Below are 19,745 nucleotides of genomic sequence, written 5' to 3' on the forward strand. Positions count from 1 at the left end.
ACCGCACCGGCGTTCCTGGGGCATGATTTACGGTGATGACCACCAATGACCCGGCCGGCGACCCCGCTGACCCCGTCTCCACTGACCCCGTCTCCGCCGCCGAGAGCGCCGACGTTGCCGAGCCTGCTCACACCGGCGACGCCGCCGCGCCCGCGGGCAACGGCATGCGCGCCACGGCGGAGAAGGGCGGGCGCGCGGAGAACGGTGCGCGCGCGGCGCGGGCGACGGCGTTCGGTGCGGTCGCGGACGCGTACGACGCCGGGCGGCCGACGTTCCCGGTCGAGGCGCTGACCTGGATCCTCGGTCCGGGCCGCGGCCTGCAGGTGCTCGATCTCGGCGCCGGCACCGGCAAGCTCGGCGCGGTCGCCGCCGGGCTCGGGCACGACGTGATCGCCGTCGACCCGTCGCAGGAGATGCTCGAGGTCTGCCGGCGGCGGACCGGCATCGACACGATGGTCGGCGCCGCGGAGTCGATCCCGCTGGCGCACGCCTCCGTGGACGCGGTCGTCGTCGGACAGGCGTTCCACTGGTTCGACCATGCGCGGGCGCTGCCGGAGATCGCCCGGGTCCTGCGCCCGAACGGCGTCCTCGGCCTGCTCTGGAACAACGCCGACACCGTGGTGCCGTGGGTCCGGCGGATCTTCCAGGTGGTGCAGGGCGACGGCTTCGGCGGCAGCGAAGGATTCGACCCGGTGCCGGTCCTCGAGCAGTCGAACCTGTTCACGATGATCGAGCAGACCAGATTCCGGCACTGGCACGATCTGGATCGGCACGGCCTGCGGCAGTTGGCGCAGTCCCACTCGCGCGTCGCCGTACTGAAGGACATCCGGCGCGATCAGGTGCTCGAGCAGATCGACCTGATCTACGAGCACACCGCCCGGCCGCCGGAGCCGTTGCGGATGCCGTACTTCACGCATTGCTTCCGGGCGCACCCGAGCGAGTTCGCGAATTATCGCCGGACCGTCGACGCGCCGGTGGCTCCACACCTTTAGTTCGTTGAGAACTTTTCGGTTGCGGTGGGTCACAAACGCGCCACTTGCGGCTAACGTGCACGTGTTCAGTCCAGAGCTGTCGTTAAGTCGTTGGGAGTCTGGGACCTCATGGCTGATGAGACGGTGCGCGAGCGCGACGCGCGCGCGTACGAAGCGGTGCACGAAGCGGCCGACTTCACCGAGCTGAAACGGCGCTACAAGAACTTCGTGGTGCCGTGGACGATCGCCTTCATGGCGTGGTACTTGGCCTACGTCGCCTGCAACAACTGGGCACGTGGGTTCATGAGCCACAAGATCGGCGGCACGCACATCAACGTCGCGCTGGTCTTCGGCCTGCTGCAGTTCGTCTCGACCTTCGTGATCGCGGCACTGTACGGCCGGTTCGCCAACCGTAAGCTCGATCCGCTCGCCCACGGCCTGAACGCCAAGTACAAGAGGGAGCGCCGCCGGTGATGTCCTTGTTCGCCCTCCCCTCGGTCCTCCCCTCGGTGCTCTCGCAGGCGGTTCCGTTGGCGGCCGAGCCCGGAAACCGGACCTTGACGGTCTCGTTGTTCACCGCGGTCGTTGCCGTGACGCTCTACATCACCTGGTGGGCGTCCCGGCAGAACAAGACCGCGGCCGACTACTACGCCGGCGGGCGCTCGTTCAGCGGTGCACAGAACGGCCTCGCGGTCGCCGGTGACTACATGTCCGCGGCGTCGTTCCTCGGTATCTCCGGCCAGATCGCGCTGTACGGGTACGACGGTTTCCTGTACTCGATCGGCTTCCTGGTGGCGTGGCTGGTCGCGCTGCTCCTGGTGGCCGAGCTGCTGCGGAACTCGGGCCGCTTCACGATGGCCGACCAGCTCGCGTTCCGGATGAAGCAGCGCCCGGTCCGGACCGCGGCGGCGACCTCGACGATCGTGGTCTCGATCTTCTACCTGCTGGCCCAGATGGTCGGCGCCGGTTCGCTGGTCGGGCTGCTGCTCGGCGTCCACAGCGAAGGCCTGAAGGCCGCGGTGATCGTGCTGGTCGGCGCGCTGATGATCGTCTACGTGACGATCGGCGGCATGAGGGGCACCACCTGGGTACAGATCGTCAAGGCCGTGCTGCTGATGACCGGCACGGTCGTGATCACGTTCCTGGTACTGCTCAAGTTCGACTTCAACATCTCCCAGCTGCTCGGCTCGGCCGCGGAGAAGACCGGCAAGGGCGAGGCCTTCCTCCAGCCGGGTCTTTTGTACGGCAAGGACCTCGTCGGCCAGATCGACTTCCTCTCGCTCGGCCTGGCACTGGTCCTCGGTACGGCGGGTCTCCCGCACATCCTGATCCGCTTCTACACCGTGCCCGACTCGCGGTCCGCGCGGCGCTCGGTGCAGTGGGCGATCGGCCTGATCGGTGTCTTCTACCTGATGACGCTGGCGCTCGGCTTCGGTGCCGCGGCGCTGCTGGACACCGGCAAAGACTCCGCGGTCGCAACCTCGAAGGGCAACGTGGCCTCGCCACTGCTGGCCGAGTCCGTCGGCGGCGGCGCCGGTTCGACCGGTGGCGCGATCCTGCTGGCACTGATCGCGGCGGTCGCCTTCGCCACGATCCTCGCGGTGGTCGCCGGGCTGACGCTGACATCGGCGTCGTCGTTCGCGCACGATCTGTACGCCAACGTCATCGCGAAGCAGCAACCCACCGAGCAGCAGGAAGTGCGGATGGCGCGGTTCGCGGCGATCGGGATCGGTGCGGTGGCGATCGGGCTGGCGATCCCGGCGCAGAAGCTGAACATCGCGTTCCTGGTCGCGCTGGCCTTCGCGGTCGCTGCCTCGGCGAACCTGCCGGCGCTGCTGTTCAACCTGTTCTGGAAGCGGTTCAACACCTCCGGCGCGACCTGGAGCATCTACGGCGGTCTGATCTCGGCCGTCGTGCTGGTGTTCTTCTCGCCGGTGGTTTCCGGCAGCGCCAACTCGATGATCACCGGTGCGGACTTCCATTGGTTCCCGCTGTCCAACCCAGGCATCGTCTCGATCCCGCTCGGCTTCGTGTTCGGCGTGATCGGCACCTACCTCGGCAAGGACAAGTCCAGCGCGGACCGCTACCCCGAACTCTCCGTCCGCTCCCTCACCGGCGCCGGCGCCGAAGGGCCCGTCCGCCACTGACCCCGACCCCCGGGCGGCGGCAGCTTCGCGACTGCCCGCACCCCCGAGGGCCATCCGGGCCGGCTCGCAGTGCTGCGGGCCGGCCCGTTGGTGTGTCACGAGGCGTTGACGGTGTGTTGTTGCTGTCGTAACAATGGGGCATCGCCGCGCAAGAACTGGGCAAAGTCTGCGAAAGTTTTGAACTCTTCTGCCGCGGTGGCTCTTCCCTGTTCCGCCCCATCAGGAGAGGCCCATGCGAAATCTGCCCCGGCGGTTGCTGATCGCCCTCGTGGCCGCGAGTCTCGCGGCCGTACCCCTCGTTCGGCCGGCTCCGGTGGCGCAGGCCGCCGCGCCGGCCGGGCCCAACCTCGCGGCCGGGAAGCCGGCGTCGGCGAGCAGCAGCACCCAGAACTACATCGCCTCCAACGTGACCGACGGCGATCAGAGCAGCTACTGGGAGAGCGCGAACGACGCGTTCCCGCAGTGGGTCCAGGTCGACCTCGGCTCGACGGTCGCCACCAACCAGATCGTCCTGAAACTGCCGACCGCGAACTGGGGCGCCCGGGACCAGACCCTGGCCGTCCAGGGCAGCATCGACGGGCAGAACTTCAGCGACCTGTCCGCGGCCGCTCCGCGCACCTTCGCCCCGCCGGGCAACACGGTCACCGTCGACTACGGCACCGCCACCACGCGGTACGTCCGGATCCGATTCACCGCCAACACCGGCTGGCCGGCCGGGCAACTGTCCGAACTCGAGGTCTACGGTCCGGCGACCGGCGACACCCAGGCCCCCACCGCCCCGGGCGGCCTGACCCTCACCGAACCCGGCGCCGGGCAGATCAAGCTCACCTGGAACGCGTCGACCGACAACGTCGGCGTCACCGGCTACGACGTGTACGCCAACGGTCAACTGCGCACCAGCGTGGCCGGCACCGTGCTCACGTACACCGACAACCAGCCCGCCAATGTGTCGATCACGTACTACGTTCGCGCGAAAGATGCCGCTGGCAACCAATCGCCGAACAGCAACACGGTGATGCGGAACGGCAGTGGCGGCGCGGGCAGCAACCTCGCGCTGAACAAGCCGATCACCGCGTCCGGATCCGTGCACACGTTCGTCGCGACCAACGCCAACGACGACGACGTGACGACGTACTGGGAGGGCAACGGTCAGCCGGCGACCCTGACCACGCATCTCGGTGCGAACGCGGACCTCAGCTCGGTGGTCGTCCGGCTGAACCCGGATCCGGTCTGGGGACCGCGGACCCAGACGTTCTCGATCCTCGGGCGCGAGCAGAGCGCGTCCGGCTTCAGCACCGTCGTCGCGTCGGCGTCGTACGCCTTCGATCCCGCCGGCGGTAACGCGGTGACCATTCCGGTCAGTTCGCGCGTGGCCGACGTCCGGTTGAACTTCACCGGGAACACCGGCGCCCCGGCCGGTCAGGTGGCTGAGCTGCAGGTCATCGGCGTCCCAGCACCGAACCCGGATCTCACGCTGTCCGGGGTGTCGTGGACGCCGACGTCGCCGGTCGAGACGGACACGATCACCGTGCGCGCGACCGTCAACAACGCCGGTACCGGCGCCTCGCCGGCCACCGACGTCAACTTCTACCTGGGGACGACGAAGGTCGGCACGGCGGCGGTCGGTGCGCTTGCGGCCGGCGCCTCGACGACGGTCAGCGCGTCGATCGGTACTCGGGACGCGGGCTCCTACGCGTTGAGCGCCAAGGTCGACGAGGCGAACTCGGTCATCGAGCAGAACGACGGCAACAACAGCGGCGCGGCATCCGGACCATTGGTCGTCACCCCGTTGGCGAGCTCGGACCTGGTGGCCGCCGCGGTCAGTTGGACGCCAGGAAATCCGTCCGCCGGAAATTCCGTCACATTTTCCGTGGCGGTCCGGAACCAAGGCAGTGTCGCCTCGGCCACCGGTCCGCACGGCATCACCCTGACCGTCCTGAACGGTTCCTCCGTGGTGACGACGCTCACCGGCAGCTACACCGGGTCGATCGCGGCCGGTGCGACCACTCCGGCCGTTGCTGTCGGCAACTGGACGGCGGCGAACGGCCGCTACACGGTGCGCGTGGTACTGGCGGACGACGCGAACGAGCTGCCCGTGAAGCGCTTCAACAACACCAGCGAGCGGCCGCTGTTCGTCGGGCGCGGCGCGAACCTGCCGTACGACCACCTCGAGGCGGAAGATGCCTCGGTCGGCGGCGGCGCGAACGTGATCGGACCGAACCGGACGATCGGCGACCTGGCCGGCGAGGCGTCCGGACGGCGCGCGGTCACGCTGAACTCGACCGGCGCGTTCGTCGAGTTCACCACCCGGGCCGCCACCAACACACTGGTCACGCGTTTCTCGATCCCGGACGCGCCCGGTGGCGGCGGCCAGTCGTCGACGCTGAGCGTCTACGTCAACGGGACCTTCGCGAAGTCGTTGCCGCTCACCTCGAAGTACTCCTGGCTGTACGGCGCGGAGGCGGAGCCGAACAACTCACCCAGCTCGGGACCGGCGCGGCACATCTACGACGAGGCCAACCTGATGTTCGATCAGACCTACCCGGCCGGGACGAAGATCCGGCTGCAGAAGGATCCGGCGAACGCGACGACGTACTCGATCGACTTCATCGACACCGAGGCGGCCACCGCGATCGGGAACCCGGGTGCCGGGTTCGTGACGCCGAACGGATTCACCCACCAGGACGTGCAGAAGGCGCTCGACCAGGTACGGCAGAACCCCACGTTGCAAGGCGTGTACCTGCCGGCCGGTGAGTACCAGACGTCGTCGAAGTTCATCGTGTCCGGCCGGGCGATCCAGGTCGTCGGCGCCGGGCCGTGGTTCACCCGGTTCGTGGCACCGCAGAACCAGTCGAACACCGATATCGGGTTCGACGCGCAACCGTCGGCCAACGGCTCGACGTTCCGCGGGTTCTCGTATTTCGGCAACTACGACAGCCGCATCAACGGCCCCGGGAAGGTGTTCAACTTCGCGGGTACGTCGAACATGACGATCGACAACATCTGGGTCGAGCACCAGCTCTGCCTGTACTGGGGTGCGAACACCGACAACTCGGTGATCACCAACGCCCGGATCCGGAACACGTTCGCGGACGGCGTCAACATGACCAACGGGTCGTCCGGGAACACCGTCAGCAACAGCGAGGCCCGGTCCACCGGCGACGACAGCTTCGCGCTCTTCAACGCCACCGACAACGGCGGCGGCGAAGTCCGGGACAACGTGTTCGAGAACCTGTCCGCCGTGCTCACCTGGCGGGCCGCCGGGTTCGCCGTGTACGGCGGCACGAACAACGTTTTCCGGAACCTGTACGCGGCGGACATGCTGACCTACCCGGGCATCACGATCAGCTCGCTGGACTTCGGCATCCCGATGAACGGGTTCGGCGCGACACCGCCGACGCAGGTGCAGAACGCGACCGTAATCCGTTCCGGCGGCCATTTCTGGGGAAATCAGACGTTCCCGGGTGTCTGGATCTACTCGGCCACGAAGATCTTCCAGGGCATCCGGGTCTCCGGCCTGGACGTCGTCGATCCGACGTACTCCGGGATCATGTTCCAGACCGACTACGTCAACGGAAACCCGCTGTTTCCGGTCGCGGACACGATCTTCACCGACGTCACGGTCTCCGGCGCCCGCAAGTCCGGTGATGCCTTCGACGCCAAGTCCGGCTTCGGCATCTGGGCCAACGAGCTCCCCGAACCGGGCGAAGGCCCTGCCCGCGGCGAAGTCACCTTCAACAACCTCACCCTCACCGACAACGCGGTAGACATCCACAACCCCACCACAACCTTCACCATCCACCGCAACTGATCCGACCGCGGTTGGATGCCAACGGCAACCGAACGGCGGGGCCGCGAGTCAACCACCTCGCGGCCCCGCACTGTTCAGACATCCGTGGGACGTCCATCACCCACGGAAGTTGAAGTCCATGCCTACGTGCGTGTAATAGACCAGAACCGCCACCGCGAGCCAGCCAAGGCCCGTCAAGGAGAGCGTGACCCCGGTGACTGCCATTGCGCCGCGGGAGCGACCGATGACAGCCAAGGGTGCCAGTAGGCACCCGACCGCCGGCAGCACGTACAGGGCGCACAGAGGCAGGTTCACGAGACTCTTGGGGAGCGTGCCCAGGAGCGGCTCCTGCGGCGGGGCGCTCGCGAAAACCTCGTAGCGGAGCGCGGCTGCCGCACACGCTGCCAGTACGAGCCCGAGACCGAACACGATCCAGACGACCGGTCGCAACACGGTAGCCAGGTAGGTCCGGACCTCTTCGCTCACGGCGCCTTTGGGTCCGAGCATGGCGACCAGCGCATCCCCGCGCCGCCACAGGAAGAAGCCGGCCGACAGCAGCAGAACTCCGAGCACGACGACCGGCTCACCGAACATGAAGTTCTTGAATCGCTCGGGATTCTGCAGCGGCCAGGCGACCGACATGTGGCCGCCGAGGACGGTCAGGATGGCGCCGAGTCCGGCGAACGACAAGGCCCAGCCGTCGAAGCTGACGATGCCCGCGCGCGGCGAGACCAGCAACCTGCGGCCGAGCTGGACGACCAGCAGGATCCCCATTCCGGAGGCGAATCCCATCAAGGTCGTGTAGGTGATCATACGGAGCCTTTCGGTCGTCACGCGCGGCACGATGGATGCACGCTGACGGGAGCGTAACGGCGAGCAACGCCTTATGGGCGCTCGGCAACTAAATCGGGCGCGAAGGCAACCAACGGTGGAAATCAGCCGCCGGTGGCGTGGTGGGAGGGAGCCGGGCCGAGGGACGCTCCGGCGATGAGATGGTGGGCGGTGGGAGTGAGGGTGTGGAGGGCGGTGCCTTGGGTTCGGTGGGTGGTGATGAGGCCGGCGGTGCGGAGTACTCGGGTGTGCTCCGAGGTGGAGGCCAGGGAGATGCCTACCCGGCGGGACAGTTGGCTCGTGGTGGCGGGATGCGTGAGAGAGCGCAGTACGGCGGCGCGCGTGCGGCCAGCAAGTTGGCGAGTGCGTCGTCCGCGTCATCGGCCGCGACAGCGAACTCGGCCCGCCCGAGGTCCGCCGCGGTGAAGTGGACCCGAATCATCCCCTGAATGTGACGGTAGCGGGAATCCGCGGCGCTTGAGACTGATCTGTGGGTCGGGCGCGGGCGGTTGTCCGGCCGCATGACTCCAACACGACGGGATATCCGTCGCTGTTGGGGGTTGTCTGCTCTTGTACCTACGGAGAACCCCCAACACGAGGAGTAAACCCCTGTCCGCCCCGCCGCACCACACCCCCGCCACGGCCACGCCCCGCCACGCCCCGCCCCGCCACGCCACGCGCCGCCACGCCACGCCACGCGCCGCCGCGCCGCCCTGCCGCGCGCGCCGCCGCGCCGGCCGCTGCAGTTGGCGCCTGCTCGCCGGCTTCCGAAAACTCGCCTAGATGATTGATGCGCGGCCCGAAGGTGTGCACGCTCGACAGTTAGTGTGGTGCAGGGCGGGTGTGTTCGGCGCCTGAATCACGCTCAGCTGTGCCCCCTGACACGGGACACGTCCTGTCGACCTGACACACGCCACACACGCCACACGCCACCCGTCGCCATCGGCACCGTGTACCGCGGCACCAGCCGTCGCTCCGAGCTCAGCCTCTTCCTCAAGCCGGCAGCGACGGGCGCAGGTCCGCGACAGGTATCCATCCCGACCGCTGGGGCCGCGTCCTGATCGCCGGCGTCAGCACGCCGAAGCTCTTCCGGTACGACGCTCGCGGCTGCAGCCGCGAGCTCACAGGTCGTCGGTGACGCGGGACAGGATCGCGCCGGCCTGGAGCACGAGGTTGCGGTCGGATTCGTCGAGGCGGTTGAGGATGTTGCTCAGCTCCTCAGCCGCCTGACGCCCGGAGGCTGCGACAGTCTCGGCGCCGGCATCGGTGAGGACAACCGCCGTCGCGCGCCCGTCGACCGGGTCGGGCTCACGGCGGACCAGGCCGGCCTCCTCCAGGGCCGCGACTGTGGTGGTCGCGGTCGGCTGGCTGCACGGCACGCGCGCGGCGATCTCGCCGATCCGGATCGGCTGCTCGTCGGCGATCAGCATCAACGCCAGGAACTGCGTCGGGTGCAGGAGCGTGGTGGTCCTGCTCCGGCGCAGGTGCCTGACGATCCTGTGCATGCTGACCAGCAGCTGCAACGCTTCCTGCGCCATCGTGATCACCTCCGTCGGGAAGCGCAATCCTGGCACAGGCGCCCCAGCATCGCCTACCACGGCAGGCCGATCCGGGCGCGAGTCGTCGCGAGACGGGTCGATCGAACCTCAGGAGGCGGGCAGTTCGCCGGCGTTGCCCGGGGCGGCGATCACGCGGTTCCGGCCGGCGTCCTTGGCCTGGTACATGGCCAGATCGGCGGCCATCTGGAGCTCGTCCAGGCTGGTCCCGGACTCCGGGTACGTCGCGACGCCGATCGAGCAGGTGATCGTGTCGCAGACGACCGGGCCGCTCGGGGTGGGGATGGTGATCGCGAGGCCGGCGATCCGCCGCCGGATCCGCTCGGCGGCCAGCGCGGTGTCGGACGCCGACGTCTGCGGCAGCAGGATCGCGAACTCCTCACCGCCGAGCCGGCCGACGAAGTCGTTGTCGCGGACCTCGTGCCGCAGCTCCTCGGCGACCGCCTTGAGCGCCTCGTCCCCGGCCAGGTGACCGAACGTGTCATTGATGAGTTTGAAGTGGTCGAGATCCAGGTACAGCACGCCGAGCCGGGAGCTCGTCCGCTCAGCGCCCGCGAACTCGCGGCGGGCGATCTCGTGCCAGAACGCGGCGTTCGCGAGGCCGGTCTTCGGATCGGTCCGCGACGCGGTCTGGAACTGCTCGACCAGAAGCGCCCGATGCAGACCGAGGATGGTCAGCAGCAGGACCGCGACGGCCCACGGCTGGCTGAGCAGCAGCGCGGCGGTGGCGACCCCCAGCCCGAGCGAACCGGCCACGATCAGCTGCTCGGACAGCTTCCCGATCGCGTTGCGACCCGGGGAGTCCGGGTTCGCCAGCATGATCGCGCCCGCGACCAGGGCGTAGTTCACGAACCAGTACGCCAACCCGGCCGCGACCACCGCGACGAGTCCGAGCGGCCCGGACGGATACCCGGGGTACACCCCCGGACGAATCGCGGCGAGCGCGACGGCACCCGCAGCCCCGGCCAGGATGACGGTCGTCGCGGTGAACACCGAGCGGTACGGCGGCACGCGCCGGACCCGGAACCACGAATGCGCGTACGTGCTGGCGATCAGCGCCGCGGCCAGCGGCGGCGGCAGGATGAGGACGCCGGCGAACGTCCACATGCCCTTCAGGTTCGTGTACGGGATGCCCTCGGCGCCGACCTTGCGCAGCCGCTCGATGTCCCGCGCGGCCTCGAGGTGGATCGCCGATCCGGCCGCGAGCACCAGCAGGCGAATCCAGTCACCGCTCGTGACGGCGACCAGGTCGACCGTTGACACAACCACCACCGCGGTGATGAGTTCGACCGCGAGGACATACCCGAGCACGCTCCGGGGCTGCGACCAGAGTGCCCACCTGGTCGGGCTCCACGGCATGTCCTGACGCCGGCGCAGGCGACGCCGCACCAGCCGATGCCGGATACTCATGAAAAGACCCCCGCCTCACAGTCGGTCCTTGTCACAGAGTAGCCGTGACATGCACGCAATGTCATGGCTTCTCTGCCCAAACCTCGCCGCGTACGCCAACCGCGCCCAGAACCCGCGAGAGGAGGCCGCCGCCATGCAGAACAACGACTGGTGAGCCGTCATGCCGACCGGCGGATCGCGCCGGCGTACCCGTACGCCGCGCCCGCCGCGACAAGTACCCCGATCACTCCCGTGGTCGCCACCACCAGCGGCGGCGACCACCGATCCGCCGCCGCCCCCGCGGCGAGTACTCCGATCCCCTGGGAGACGATGAGCGCAGTGCGCGCCAGGCCGAACGCCTGGCCGCGCTGCGCGTCCGGGACGTTCAGCACGAAGTCCGCGTTCGCGGCGAGCTGGTACGACGCGCACAGCCCGGAAATCATCCACAACGCCGCGGTCACCCACAGTCCGGGCTCCGAGAAACAGCCGATCAGCGGTGCACACGACCCGATCGCCAGCGGACCCATCAGCCGCAGCCGCCGGGCCGGTGCGGCCCGCGTGAGCAGCAACATCCCGACCATCTGGCCGGCCGGGTTCGCGGCGAGCAGGACGCCGACCGCGATCGGACCGGCGTTGACCGCCGCGGCGTACGGCGCGGCGAGTCCTTCGACGCTGACGTAGAAACCGGCCATGCAGGCGAGCGCGACCAGGTAGCGCAGGCGCCGGTCGGTCCAGACGAGCTTGGCACCTGCTGAGACGGACGCCCACCATCCGGGACGTTTCGTGGCCGATTCCGGCAGCGGGCGTTCCTTGACACCCAGCTTCAGCAGGACGACGGACAACGCGAACGTGCCGGCGTCGACGAGGAGAGCTCGCTCGGCGCCGAAGGCCGCGACCAGCGTTCCGCCGGTGACGAAGCCGGCCAGCTGGGCGGCCTGGCCAGTGATGTTCGTCACTGAGGTCGCCAGCACGAACCTGTCGCCGGACAGGATCGACGGCAGCAGCGCGGCGCGCGCGGACTGGAACGGTGACGCGAGCAGCTGGACGGCGACGAGCAGCACGCAGAGGATCCACAGCGACGTCCCCGGGATCGCCATCGCAGCGAGTAACAACGCTCGCGCCACGTCGCACCAGATCATCACGCGGCGTCGCGGATACCGATCGGCCAGCCCCGACAGCAAAGGTCCGCCGACGATGTCCGGGAGGAAGGTCAAGGCATAGGTGACCGCGGAGAGCCCCGCCGATCCGGTGCGATCGAAGACGAGGACAGCCAGGGCGACGCGGGCCAACTGGTCGCCGATCACGGACCCGAGCTGGGCCAGCCACAGCCAACGGAACTCGGCAACACCGAACACCTCGCCGTACGTGGCGGGCTGCTCGGCGGGGTCGGTGGAAGAACGTGCGGGGCGGCGGTTCACGAGGTCAAACTACCCACGATGCGCAAGCGTACGCGCACCGTGGTGCGTGCCGCGGAGGTTCGGCTGCGTCTTCAGCGATGTACGGCGACCACGCCGAGCGCGAACGCCGTGCCGGCCAGGCCGAGCATCGTGGTGGCCAAGGTGACCAAGCGTGACTGAAATTTCGGAAGCTCGGCCGTGGTCGCGAACACGCGCTGTGGCCAGTGACACCAGGAGACGTACCAGAAGATGCCGGTCGCGATCAGCAGCAGAACCCCTTTGACGACGTGGATCTGCCAGTCGGCGTGATCGATCACCAGCAGGCCGGCGCCGGTGAGCGCGATCACCGCGATCAGCCCGACGACCTTCCATCGGTTGCCTGAGGCAATGACCATGGTGAAGGCCTCACGGCCGTCGCCGTCCGCGGCGAAGAAGCGCTTGACCTTCGGCTGGACGACGAACAGCGAGTAGGCCATGCCGCCGACCCAGGCCGCAGCCACTCCGACGTGCACCAGCGCCAAACCGATCGTCACTGCGGTGTTCACACGCCGACGGTAGCCTCCGATCGGTCCTCGGCCGGATAGCGTCGCGGTATGGACCCCTGGCAGACGCTGACCACGGCGTACGAGCAGTCCCGTGGTCGCGAGGATTCACTCGACCAACTGATGGAATGGGAGGCGCAGCGATCCCTGATCGGGTCCGTGCAGGGCTCCACTGTCCTGGACGTCGGTTGCGGCAACGGTGCGAAGACCATCGAGCTGGTCCGTGATCACGGGGCCGCCGCGGCGGTGGGGGTGGATGTCGCCGGACAGTTCCTGACTCCGTCCGATAGTACTGACGTGACGCTGATCCCTGGGGACTTGTCGGCGCTCGACGAGATCGACTCACTGACCGGTCGGCGTTTCGATGTGGTGCTGTTTCTGCAGACGCTGGCATATGCGCGAGACCGCGGCCGGACGCTGCGCACCGTCCGCTCGATGCTCGCGGACGACGGCGTACTGGTGGTATCGATGGCGCACCCCATCCGGTGGGCTGTGGAACGGTCCGAGCGGGACGGGATGGGGTTGGGGGACGCGTACCACGCGGTCGGGCCGATCTCGTACCCGTCCCGATGGAATCCGGAGGTCACGCTGACCCATACGACGGACACGTTCTCGAGCATCCACAACGCCCTTACCGACAACGGTTTCCGGGTCGAGCGGGTGCTGGAACCTCAATTGTCCAAGGAGAAACAGGAGCTCTACCCACACAAGCAGGAATGGCTCGCGCAGTACGTCGGAATCATCATTTTCCGGGCCCGGCCCGCGTGAAGGTCCGCGTCCTGCACCGGACCGGGCAATGGTGTTCGGGGCGGCAGGTGGGGCGGGTCGTCGGGTACGACGTACGGATCCTGCCGCAGTACCAGGTCGCAGGGCGGCCGACGGTCGATCGGTCGTACCTGTTGCTGGACGAAGGGGTGCAGGTGACGAAGCCGGTGGTGTTCACCGGGGCGCTGGAGGGATGGTGGTACGTCGATCTGGTGGAGATCGAACGGACCGGCGACGGGCTCGTCGTCCACGACCTGTACGCCGACGTGATGATCCCGCCCGCCGGAGACCAGTACCGGATCCTCGATCTCGACGAGCTCGGTGAGGCGCTGCGTGCGGGACAGCTGACTGCCGCGCGGTGCGCCGACGTCCTGGTGGCGACGCAGCGGTTCATGGACCGGTACCTGCCGCGGGCGGACGGAAAGCCGACGGAATCGGAGTTTCCGCCGCCGGAAGTGGTCGAGCTGGAAGGCTTTCCGTCGTTCCTGTGAAACGCAGCGGGCCCCCGGCGAGGTGCCGGGGGGCCCGCTGTGTGGAGTTCGGTCAGTCCTCGTCGGACTTGCCGGCCGCCAGGTTGGACTTGATCAGGTCCATCACCGTCGAGTCGGCGAGGGTGGTGACGTCACCGACCTCGCGGTTCTCGGCGACGTCGCGGAGCAGCCGGCGCATGATCTTGCCCGACCGCGTCTTCGGCAACTCCGAGACGACCATGATCTGCCGCGGCTTCGCGATCGGGCCGATCTCCTTGGCGACGTGGTTGCGCAGCTCCTGCACGACGTCCGGTCCACCGTCGCCCGCCTCCGAGCGAAGGATGACGAACGCGGCGATCGCCTGCCCGGTGGTCGGGTCGGACGCGCCGACCACGGCCGCCTCGGCGACCTTCGGGTGCGAGACCAGCGCGGACTCGATCTCGGTGGTCGACAGGCGGTGCCCGGACACGTTCATCACGTCGTCCACCCGGCCGAGCAGCCAGATGTCGCCGTCCTCATCCTTCTTCGCACCGTCACCGGCGAAGTACTTGCCCTCGAACCGCGACCAGTAGGTGTCGACGAACCGCTGGTCGTCACCCCACAGCGTGCGCAGCATCGCCGGCCACGGCTTGGTGATGACCAGGTAGCCACCGGAACCGTCCGGCACCGAGTTTCCGGAGTCGTCGACCACGTCGACCTCGACCCCCGGGATCGCCTTCATCGCGGCGCCCGGCTTGCCCGCGGTGACGCCGGGCAGCGGCGAGATCATGTGCATCCCGGTCTCGGTCTGCCACCAGGTGTCGACGACCGGCGCCTTGTTGCCGCCGATGTGCTCGCGGTACCAGACGTAGGCCTCCGGGTTGATCGGCTCACCGACCGACCCGATCACCCGCAGCGACGACAGGTCGAACTTCGCCGGGATGTCGGCGCCCCACTTCATGAACGTCCGGATCGCGGTCGGCGCGCAGTACAGGATCGACACCTTGTACTTCTGGACGATCTCCCACCAGCGGCCCTGGTGCGGGGTGTCCGGCGTCCCTTCGTACAGCACGGACGTGGTCGCGTTCGCGAGGGCGCCGTACACGATGTAGCTGTGCCCGGTGACCCAGCCGATGTCGGCGGCGGTCCAGTAGACGTCGGTGTCCGGCTTCAGGTCGAACACACCCCACTGGGTGTACGCCGTACCGACCAGGTAGCCACCCGTGGTGTGCAGGATGCCCTTCGGCTTGCCCGTGCTGCCGGACGTGTACATCACGTACAGCGGGTGCTCGGCGTCGAACGCCTCCGGGGTGTGCTCGGTCGACTGCTTCTCGACGAACTCGTGCCACCACAGGTCGCGGCCTTCGACGATGTTCGTGTCCTGGCCGGTCCGACGGACCACGACCACGTTGCGTACGTCGGGGCAGTCCTCGAGCGCCGTGTCGACCGCGGGCTTCAGGGCCGCGGCGGCACCTCGGCGGTACCCGCCGTCGGACGTGATCACCACGCGGGCGTCGCAGTCCTGGATCCGGCCCTTCAGTGCATCCGAGGAGAACCCGCCGAACACGACCGTGTGCGGGGCACCGATCCGGGCGCAGGCGAGCATCGCGACCACGGTCTCCGGGATCATCGGCATGTAGATGGCGACCACCTCGCCGGGCTTCACGCCCAGCTCGAGCAGCGCGTTCGCGGCCTTGCTGACCTCGTCCTTCAGCTGCGCGTAGGTGATCTCGCGGGCGTCACCAGGCTCACCCTCGAAGTAGTAGGCGACCTTGTCGCCGAGCCCGTTCTCGACGTGCCGGTCGACACAGTTGTACGCCGCGTTCAGCTTGCCGTCGGCGTACCACTTGGCGAACGGCGGATTGCTCCAGTCCAGCGTCTGCGTCGGCTCGGTCGCCCAGGTCAGCCGCTTGGCCTGCTCGGCCCAGAACCCCTCGAAATCGGCGGCGGCGCGCTCGTACGCGTCGGCCTTGAGGTTCGCGTTCGCGGCGAGTTCGGCGGGCGGCTCGAACCGGCGCTCCTCGTGCATCAGGTTCGACAGCGCCTCTGACTGCGCCCCTGATTGCGCTTCGGACCGGGCCTCGGGCTGGGGTGACTCTGCATTCGTCACGTCGACGACTCCTCCTCGCTGGCTTCGGCGCGCTGGAGCGCCCGGTTACCTTTCTACCAACGTCGCCCCCACCACGGGAACCGGCGTATCGCCCAGCCGCCACGATTCTGCGCCGAACAGCCACCCCACGCCGCCCGCCGGCCCGTTTTGGCAGTGGGGCGGCGGCAGCCCCGCCGAGTCGTGGAAATCGGCAGATCGCCGGGACCACTTTCCACGACTCGGTGGCCGGGGCATCGACCATTTGCCACGATTCGGCGGAACCAATCGGTCTCGGAGTGCATCGGAGGTTGTGTGAACCCGATGCAGCCGCTGCCGCCGTTGCCGACCGCCCCCACCGATCTGCCCTCGCCGGCTGATCTTTCCGAGGAGCGTCGGAAGATCTCCCGCGCCGCCCGCCGCCGCGTTCACGCCCGCGAGTTGCGCGTCCGCCGCACCCAACGCGCCACCCGCGCCCAGCTACCGCTGCACTGACCAGGTCCACCAGCGCGTACGCCGAGCTGGTGCGGATCGGCGTACGCGCATCGGCAGCGCGGTACGGCGGGCGTCGGCCTACCGGCTTCGAGGAATGGGTACGTCGGCCCGTGGCACGTCGGCGTACCGGTTTCGGAAAACGCGTACGTCGGCGCGTGGCACGTCGGCGTACCGGCGATCCAGTGGCGTGGTCGGTCGTAGCTCGCGTACGGGATACCGGCTACTGCTGGTGGTAGGCGAGCAGCTTCCCGAGGATCGCGGTCAGGCGAGTCCGGTCGGTGGCCGACAGCGGCGCGAAGATCTCCTCCTGCGCGCTGCCGATCAGCTTGGTCAGCCGCCGGTAGTGCCGCTTGCCCGCCGTCGTGATCGTGATGACGTTGCGGCGCCCGTCCTCGGGGTCGGGGCTGCGCTCGACGAACCCGTCCTCCTCCAGTTCGTTGAGAGCGGCAACCACGTCGCTACGGTCGATCGAACTGCGCCGGCCGAGCGTCGCCTGGCTGGCCGGACCGAACTCGACCAGGGTCGCGAGCAACCGGAAGTGGTACGCTCGCGCACCTCCGGCAGCAAAGGACTCGGTGACGACCCGGTGCGCCTGGGCCGCACTCTGGGTCAGCAGCCAGCTCGGCAGTTGGGTCAGGGCGGTCGGAGTCTGCTCATCCACCCCGGCAGTCTATGCCGTCAACGGTTCGTCCCCAGCGTTGGCTGGACCTACGATTCCCGGGCGTCCAGGAGCTCGTCCCAGTGCTCCTCCACCCAGGCGCAGAACACCCGGACCGGTTCGAGCAGGCTGCGACCCAGCTCGGTCAGCTCGTACGTGACCCGGCGCCCGCTCTCGATCCGCCGGACGAAACCGTCCCGTTCGAGCCCGCGCAGCGACTGGGTGAGGCTTTTCGGGCTGATGCGGGCGAGCGGGACGCGCAGTTCGGAGTACCGGCGCGGCCCGTCCTCGAGGCACCGCAGGACCAGCCCGGCCCACTTGTCGCCACCGATCCGGAACGGCAGCAGTGACGACGGACAGATCTCCTCGAACATGTCCGCCCGCAACGCCTCCATATCCACCAAGGTATCCAATCGGTAACCACCCCTCCTTCTACGGTCGCCGTACCACTTCTCAAGGAGGTTGCGGTGAGCAAGATTCTGGTCATCGGCGCCCGCGGCCGCGCCGCCAGGGCAGCCGTCGCGGAAGCACGCGCCCGAGGTCACCAAGTCCTGGGCGTCGCCCGAGCGGTCGCTGACGGGTCGGTCGCTGACGGGTCGGTCGCAGCCGGGTCGGTCGCAGCCGGGTCGGTCGCAGCCGGGTCGGTCGCTGCCGGGGCGAACGGTCGCGGGTCGGGCGGTCACGGGTCGGCCGGTGGTGAGTCGGCCGGTGGTGAGTTGGCCGGTGGGTTGGTTGCCGGGGATGTGACGGATGCTGCGCGGATCGCCGAGCTGGCGGTGGGGTACGACGCGGTGATCGCGGGGGTGTACGACGGTGCGAGCGATCCGGCGGTGTTCTTTCCGGCCGCGGCGCGGGCCTTGGTCGAGGGGCTGCAGAAGGCGGGCGTCGCGCGGCTTGTCTGGGTCGGGCTGGCGTCGATCCTGCCGACTGCCGACGGCACGTTGCTGATGGACACCGACGGCTATCCGACCGAGTACCGCTCGTTCTTCCTCGCGCATCAGGCGGCGCTCGACATTTTTGCGAGTTCGGCCCTCGACTGGGTGTCGGTGGCACCGACCGGCGACTTCGACCACGCCGATCCCACACGCGGCGGCAGGTATCGCGTCGCCCCGGCGAACGCGCGCGACCTCATCTCGTACGCCGATCTCGCGGTGGCGCTCGTCGACGAGGCGGACCGTCCGGCCCATCACCGCGAGGCGATCGGCATTACGGTCTAGACGGGTGCCTGGCGAGGTCCGGCGTACGGGCGATAGGTTCGGATCATGTCTGGGGCCGAGGAGTACCTGAGCAAGGCGTTGGCGATCGCCCAGCAGGCGGCGGACACCCAACTGGGCGCGATCCGTGTGGCGGCCGGGCTGATCGCCGGCGCGCTCGCCGACGGGAAGACGTTCTGGGTGTTCGGGACCGGGCACAGCCACATGCTGGCCGAGGAACTGTACGGTCGCGCCGGCGGGCTGGCCGACGTCCGCGCGATCCTCGAACCGGGACTCATGCTGCACGAAGGCCTCCAGAAGAGCTCGCTGCTCGAACGCCTCCCCGGCCTCGCCGACGTACTCCTCGAGATCAACCCGCTCGCCGCCGGCGACGTACTGCTGATCGCCTCGAACTCCGGCCGCAACGCCGTCCCCGTCGAGTTCGCACTGGGTGCCCGCGCCCGCGGCGTCCAGGTGATCGCGCTGACGTCCCTCGCGCACTCCAACGCCACCACGTCCCGCGCCCCCGGTGGCCAGCGCCTCTTCGAAACCGCCGACGTCGTCATCGACAACTGCGGCGTACCCGGCGACGCCCTCATCACCGTCCCCGGTACGCCGGAACCCACCGGCGCAACCTCCACACTGGTAGGCGCCCTCCTCCTCCAGGCCCTGACGGTCGAAGTAGTAACCCGCCTGGCCGCCGAAGGCCACCCGCCCAACGTCCTCCGCAGCCTGAACGTCTAGCGGTCCGCGGAAGCCGTGGATCTCTGGAGGGTTTTCTGCTTGTGGCGGGGCAGAATCCTCCACTGTCATGGGGAAATCCTCCTAGTGCTACAGCCGGAGATCGTGATCTCCGGCCGGCGCGGTCTTCGTTATGTGCCTGTCTTGGCGGATTTGGGGAGGATTTCTGGCCGATCCTGGGGTGAAATCCTCCCCGGATCGGGCCCGGATCGTGGCCTGACGCCGCCGCAGATCACGATCTCCGGCTGTAGTACTAGGAGGATTTTCCGCGGTCAGCGGTACACGGTCGGCGTGGACTCAGCGAACCGTTGCGGTCGCCCGCGACCCGGTAACCGCCGGCGCGATCCAGTGACCGTCCGCGCGACTCAGCGACCGTCCGCGCGACTTGGTGACCGTCCGCGCGACTCGGTGACCGTCAGCGCGACCCAGTGACCGTCCGCGTGACTATGTGGCCGGCGGCTTGACCTAGATGATTGACGCACGGCCTGGTCTGGATTCTCGGTGGTCGTAGGCGGTGATGGAACCGAGAACGGGTGCTCCAGCGCGGTTCACCCCCGGATATCCGCGCCAGTTGGGGTTCTCTGCTCGTGTACCGACGAAGAATCCCCACCACGCGGGGTAGTGGTACGGCGTGGGGCGATGGCGTGGTCGTCGGCGCTACCCGGGTTTCCACAACACGGTGGGTTCACCCATCGTGTTGTGGGTTCCGTACCCTTCACACGGGTCAGGAACCCA

The 19,745-nt window shown here is 68.5% G+C and carries 19 protein-coding genes; 9 read left to right on the forward strand and 10 right to left on the reverse strand.

Annotated elements, in window-relative coordinates; translation table 11 throughout:
- Nucleotides 1–35 precede the first annotated feature (35 nt).
- The 4 genes from AB0B82_RS27085 to AB0B82_RS27100 all read left to right on the forward strand — a co-directional run bounded on the left by AB0B82_RS27085 (nucleotide 36) and on the right by AB0B82_RS27100 (nucleotide 6,929).
- Entirely contained in the window at nucleotides 36–992 is a 957-nt protein-coding gene (locus tag AB0B82_RS27085; protein WP_360174281.1) for a class I SAM-dependent methyltransferase, read from the forward strand.
- A gap of 108 nt (nucleotides 993–1,100) precedes the next feature.
- Nucleotides 1,101–1,445, forward strand: coding sequence for a DUF485 domain-containing protein (locus AB0B82_RS27090; RefSeq protein WP_360174284.1), 345 nt, complete (start codon nucleotides 1,101–1,103; stop codon nucleotides 1,443–1,445).
- Complete coding sequence (locus tag AB0B82_RS27095) at nucleotides 1,445–3,118, forward strand: cation acetate symporter (RefSeq protein WP_360174287.1); 1,674 nt, start codon at nucleotides 1,445–1,447, stop codon at nucleotides 3,116–3,118. Before AB0B82_RS27090 ends, AB0B82_RS27095 begins: the two co-directional genes overlap by 1 nt.
- A gap of 232 nt (nucleotides 3,119–3,350) precedes the next feature.
- Nucleotides 3,351–6,929 carry a CARDB domain-containing protein gene (locus AB0B82_RS27100; RefSeq protein ID WP_360174290.1) on the forward strand — a complete coding sequence of 1,193 codons (3,579 nt, stop codon included), beginning with the start codon at nucleotides 3,351–3,353 and terminating at the stop codon, nucleotides 6,927–6,929.
- A gap of 96 nt (nucleotides 6,930–7,025) precedes the next feature.
- Here AB0B82_RS27100 and AB0B82_RS27105 read toward each other — a convergent pair whose 3' ends face one another.
- From AB0B82_RS27105 to AB0B82_RS27135, 7 genes are all read right to left on the reverse strand, one after another.
- Nucleotides 7,026–7,721: a DUF981 family protein gene (locus AB0B82_RS27105; RefSeq protein ID WP_360174293.1), complete on the reverse strand. Its 696-nt coding sequence runs from the start codon at nucleotides 7,719–7,721 to the stop codon at nucleotides 7,026–7,028.
- 122 nt (nucleotides 7,722–7,843) lie between these two features.
- On the reverse strand, nucleotides 7,844–8,068 hold the full coding sequence (locus tag AB0B82_RS27110; protein WP_360174332.1) for a winged helix-turn-helix domain-containing protein: 225 nt from the start codon (nucleotides 8,066–8,068) through the stop codon (nucleotides 7,844–7,846).
- Nucleotides 8,017–8,181, reverse strand: coding sequence for a hypothetical protein (locus tag AB0B82_RS27115; RefSeq protein ID WP_360174296.1), 165 nt, complete (start codon nucleotides 8,179–8,181; stop codon nucleotides 8,017–8,019). The genes AB0B82_RS27110 and AB0B82_RS27115 overlap by 52 nt, the downstream gene beginning before the upstream one ends.
- Before the next feature lie 679 nt (nucleotides 8,182–8,860).
- Nucleotides 8,861–9,277: a MarR family transcriptional regulator gene (locus tag AB0B82_RS27120; RefSeq protein WP_360174299.1), complete on the reverse strand. Its 417-nt coding sequence runs from the start codon at nucleotides 9,275–9,277 to the stop codon at nucleotides 8,861–8,863.
- 108 nt (nucleotides 9,278–9,385) lie between these two features.
- On the reverse strand, nucleotides 9,386–10,705 hold the full coding sequence (locus tag AB0B82_RS27125; RefSeq protein ID WP_360174302.1) for a GGDEF domain-containing protein: 1,320 nt from the start codon (nucleotides 10,703–10,705) through the stop codon (nucleotides 9,386–9,388).
- Between the two features lie 158 nt (nucleotides 10,706–10,863).
- Nucleotides 10,864–12,102 (reverse strand): MFS transporter, encoded by a 1,239-nt coding sequence (locus AB0B82_RS27130; protein ID WP_360174305.1) that lies wholly within the window; start codon nucleotides 12,100–12,102, stop codon nucleotides 10,864–10,866.
- 71 nt (nucleotides 12,103–12,173) lie between these two features.
- On the reverse strand, nucleotides 12,174–12,626 hold the full coding sequence (locus AB0B82_RS27135; RefSeq protein ID WP_360174308.1) for a hypothetical protein: 453 nt from the start codon (nucleotides 12,624–12,626) through the stop codon (nucleotides 12,174–12,176).
- 48 nt (nucleotides 12,627–12,674) lie between these two features.
- Between AB0B82_RS27135 and AB0B82_RS27140 the strand changes: the two genes are divergently transcribed.
- The gene (locus tag AB0B82_RS27140; protein ID WP_360174311.1) at nucleotides 12,675–13,391 is read left to right on the forward strand and encodes a methyltransferase; all 717 of its coding nucleotides are present in this window, start codon (nucleotides 12,675–12,677) and stop codon (nucleotides 13,389–13,391) included.
- Nucleotides 13,392–13,438: 47 nt separating this feature from the next.
- On the forward strand, nucleotides 13,439–13,879 hold the full coding sequence (locus tag AB0B82_RS27145) for a DUF402 domain-containing protein (protein WP_360174314.1): 441 nt from the start codon (nucleotides 13,439–13,441) through the stop codon (nucleotides 13,877–13,879).
- Nucleotides 13,880–13,931: 52 nt separating this feature from the next.
- Here the strand turns inward: AB0B82_RS27145 and acs are convergent, their stop codons facing one another.
- On the reverse strand, nucleotides 13,932–15,866 hold the full coding sequence (acs, locus tag AB0B82_RS27150; RefSeq protein ID WP_360174335.1) for an acetate--CoA ligase: 1,935 nt from the start codon (nucleotides 15,864–15,866) through the stop codon (nucleotides 13,932–13,934).
- Nucleotides 15,867–16,238: 372 nt separating this feature from the next.
- Here acs and AB0B82_RS27155 point away from each other — a divergent pair, with 372 nt between their 5' ends.
- Nucleotides 16,239–16,418 (forward strand): hypothetical protein, encoded by a 180-nt coding sequence (locus AB0B82_RS27155; protein WP_360174317.1) that lies wholly within the window; start codon nucleotides 16,239–16,241, stop codon nucleotides 16,416–16,418.
- Between the two features lie 220 nt (nucleotides 16,419–16,638).
- On the opposite strand, the gene AB0B82_RS27160 is transcribed toward AB0B82_RS27155, so the two are convergent.
- Nucleotides 16,639–17,079: a MarR family transcriptional regulator gene (locus AB0B82_RS27160; protein WP_360174320.1), complete on the reverse strand. Its 441-nt coding sequence runs from the start codon at nucleotides 17,077–17,079 to the stop codon at nucleotides 16,639–16,641.
- A gap of 47 nt (nucleotides 17,080–17,126) precedes the next feature.
- A complete protein-coding gene (locus AB0B82_RS27165) occupies nucleotides 17,127–17,471 on the reverse strand; it encodes a helix-turn-helix domain-containing protein (RefSeq protein WP_360174323.1) in 345 nt (114 codons plus the stop codon).
- 72 nt (nucleotides 17,472–17,543) lie between these two features.
- On the opposite strand from AB0B82_RS27165, the gene AB0B82_RS27170 reads away from it, so the two are divergent.
- Nucleotides 17,544–18,293, forward strand: coding sequence for an NAD(P)H-binding protein (locus tag AB0B82_RS27170; RefSeq protein WP_360174326.1), 750 nt, complete (start codon nucleotides 17,544–17,546; stop codon nucleotides 18,291–18,293).
- A 45-nt stretch (nucleotides 18,294–18,338) separates the two neighbouring features.
- Nucleotides 18,339–19,013 carry an SIS domain-containing protein gene (locus AB0B82_RS27175; RefSeq protein WP_360174329.1) on the forward strand — a complete coding sequence of 225 codons (675 nt, stop codon included), beginning with the start codon at nucleotides 18,339–18,341 and terminating at the stop codon, nucleotides 19,011–19,013.
- Nucleotides 19,014–19,745 lie beyond the last annotated feature (732 nt).

It is taken from the genome of Kribbella sp. NPDC048915 (genome assembly GCF_040649595.1).
In the GTDB taxonomy this organism is placed as follows: Bacteria; Actinomycetota; Actinomycetes; order Propionibacteriales; family Kribbellaceae; genus Kribbella.